We start from the raw sequence: 2,014 nt of genomic DNA, 5'->3' as shown, positions 1-2,014 counted from the left end.
CCGACACCGGGCCGCCCACCTGCCTCCGCTACCAGGTGCCTCCGTGGTGCTCTTTGGCCCGGCCCCGGTCTCCTCCTGGGCCCGCCCCCGGGCCCGCACGTGGTGCTCACCGATGAGAGCCTGCGCCGCGGGGAAACCTTCGCCACCGACCCCGACCCGGCCCTGCTGGCGGTGCAGAGCGAAGATGTCATCCAGGCGCTGCGGGGACTGGGGATCCTGCAGGACGCCGGTCGCGTGCAGATACTGCCGGGCAGCTAAGCGCCGTCCGGGGCCCGGGACCTAGCGCTGCTCCGGTTCCTGGCCCATATTCCGCTCGGCCGCTTCCTCGCTGCGCAGGAAAAACGCGCCCAGCGACCCGGCCAGGGTGGCGAACACCGCGACCGAATACACGGCCAGCACCACCTGCAGGATCCGGGAGAAGGGGTCATCGGCGCTGATGCCCGAACCGGTGATGGTGGCCATGGCGGTCTCAAACAATGCCGTGGAGTACTGGGTATGGGAGCCCATTGCGTAGAGCAGCTGGCTGGCGGCCAGGATGACAATCGCGGTGAACGCGGCCAGCCAGGCGATCCGGCTGCTCAGCAGCCTTCCGGCCGACCTGGAGCCGCGCACCCCGGCGGATACGATCCCGCCCAGCCGAGCCACCCGCAGGGTGCGCACCGCCTGCAGGGCCCTGACAAAACGCAGGAACGGCACCAGCAGGAACAACACCTGCCACCAGTTGTGCCGCCAGAACGTTGCCTGGAAGCGGGCGATATAGGCGCGCAACAGGAACTCCAGGACGAATACGACCCAGCAGATCCAGCCGGTAACGGCCAGTGCCTGGGCCCAGCGCGGTTCGGTGACCACCAGCTGCCCGAGCACCACAAAGAGGAAGAACACCCCCAACAAGCCCATGGCTTATCCAGCCGGTCGGCCAGGTGCTCGGCGGCCCGGATCCGGGCTGCGCCCCGGTCCGGGAGGGCCGGATGCAATTCCCTGCGGTGCTCACGTGGTGCCACGGTGGTGCGGCACCGCCCTTAGGCGACCCGGGGCCGGTGCTGGCGTGCCGGGTGCCGCGCTCGCCGGCGGTGTGCGGAAATTGGGCAAGGATGTGGCGCTGCAGCTTTTGCAGGATCCGGGCCAGCGCCCGGGAGACCTGCACCTGGCTCATCCGCATCCGTTCACCGATGCGCTGCTGGCTTTCGTCCTCGAAATAGCGCAGGCGCAGCATCAGCTTCTCATCGGGGTCCAGCTGACGCAGGGCCCCGGAAAGCATCAGTGAATCATCCAGTGCCGCGAACTCGTCATTGCAGGCATCGGGCAGCTGTTCTTCCAAGGTGCGCCCGTTGTGCACCACATCCAGCGAATCCGGGTGGCGGCCCGATTGGGACACCACCGCCTCGGCGACCCGGGGGATCGGCTGGCCCAGGTGAGCCGCCAGTTCATCCAGACGCGGCTCACGGCCCAGCACCTGACACAACAGCGGATGTTCACGCCGGATTTCTATCTGCAGCTCCTGGACTTCGCGCGGCGGCTGGATCACCCAGGAGTGGTCGCGCAGGTAGCGTTTGAGCTCCCCGGTGATGGTGGGACGGGCGAAGGCCACGAAATTGGAGTTCAGGCGCGGGTCGAAGCGGCGGGCCGCCTTGACCAGGGCCAGTCGGGCCACCTGGATCAGGTCCTCCAGGTCCGGGCCGTGCTGGCCCATCTGCCGGGCAATGCCGTCGGCCAGCGGCAGGTATTCGTGCACCGCCTGCTCCTCGGTCGCGGTGCGCAGCGCGCCCTTGGGGGCGGTGGCGGTGCCCACCTCTGCGCTCCGGTGCTGTGTCACTGGCTTCCTTCCCTTCCTGCTGCTGGCGCCTGCTGTTGCGGCCGAACCGTACCGATTACTGGTCTCGGTCCCCGATGGCCGATGGATTTTTCGGGATGCTCCGCGGCTTCCGTTTCATCCCGCCAACAAGCTAGCCCCTGCGCCAATCGGCGGGGAGCGCTTTAGGAGAGTTCTAAGGTCGCCGTCCTGCGGGGAGCGCAA

Annotated in this window: 2 protein-coding genes and 1 pseudogene; 1 reads left to right on the top strand and 2 read right to left on the bottom strand. The window is 68.2% G+C overall.

What is annotated here, in order from left to right; genetic code table 11:
• Positions 1-258 (top strand): annotated as a pseudogene (locus JCM19049_RS20800) (hypothetical protein); the annotation flags it as partial.
• A gap of 21 nt (positions 259-279) precedes the next feature.
• Here JCM19049_RS20800 and JCM19049_RS20795 read toward each other — a convergent pair.
• Both JCM19049_RS20795 and JCM19049_RS20790 read right to left on the bottom strand, forming a co-directional pair.
• Positions 280-507 (bottom strand): hypothetical protein, encoded by a 228-nt coding sequence (locus JCM19049_RS20795; protein WP_279403152.1) that lies wholly within the window; start codon positions 505-507, stop codon positions 280-282.
• Positions 470-1,813 (bottom strand): sigma-70 family RNA polymerase sigma factor, encoded by a 1,344-nt coding sequence (locus JCM19049_RS20790; RefSeq protein ID WP_279403151.1) that lies wholly within the window; start codon positions 1,811-1,813, stop codon positions 470-472. Before JCM19049_RS20790 ends, JCM19049_RS20795 begins: the two co-directional genes overlap by 38 nt.
• Positions 1,814-2,014: the final 201 nt, after the last annotated feature.

The sequence above is a fragment of the Arthrobacter sp. JCM 19049 genome, from assembly GCF_001310435.1.
The sequence above is the reverse complement of the archived record's forward strand: the minus strand, read 5'-3'. Positions and strand labels throughout refer to the sequence as shown.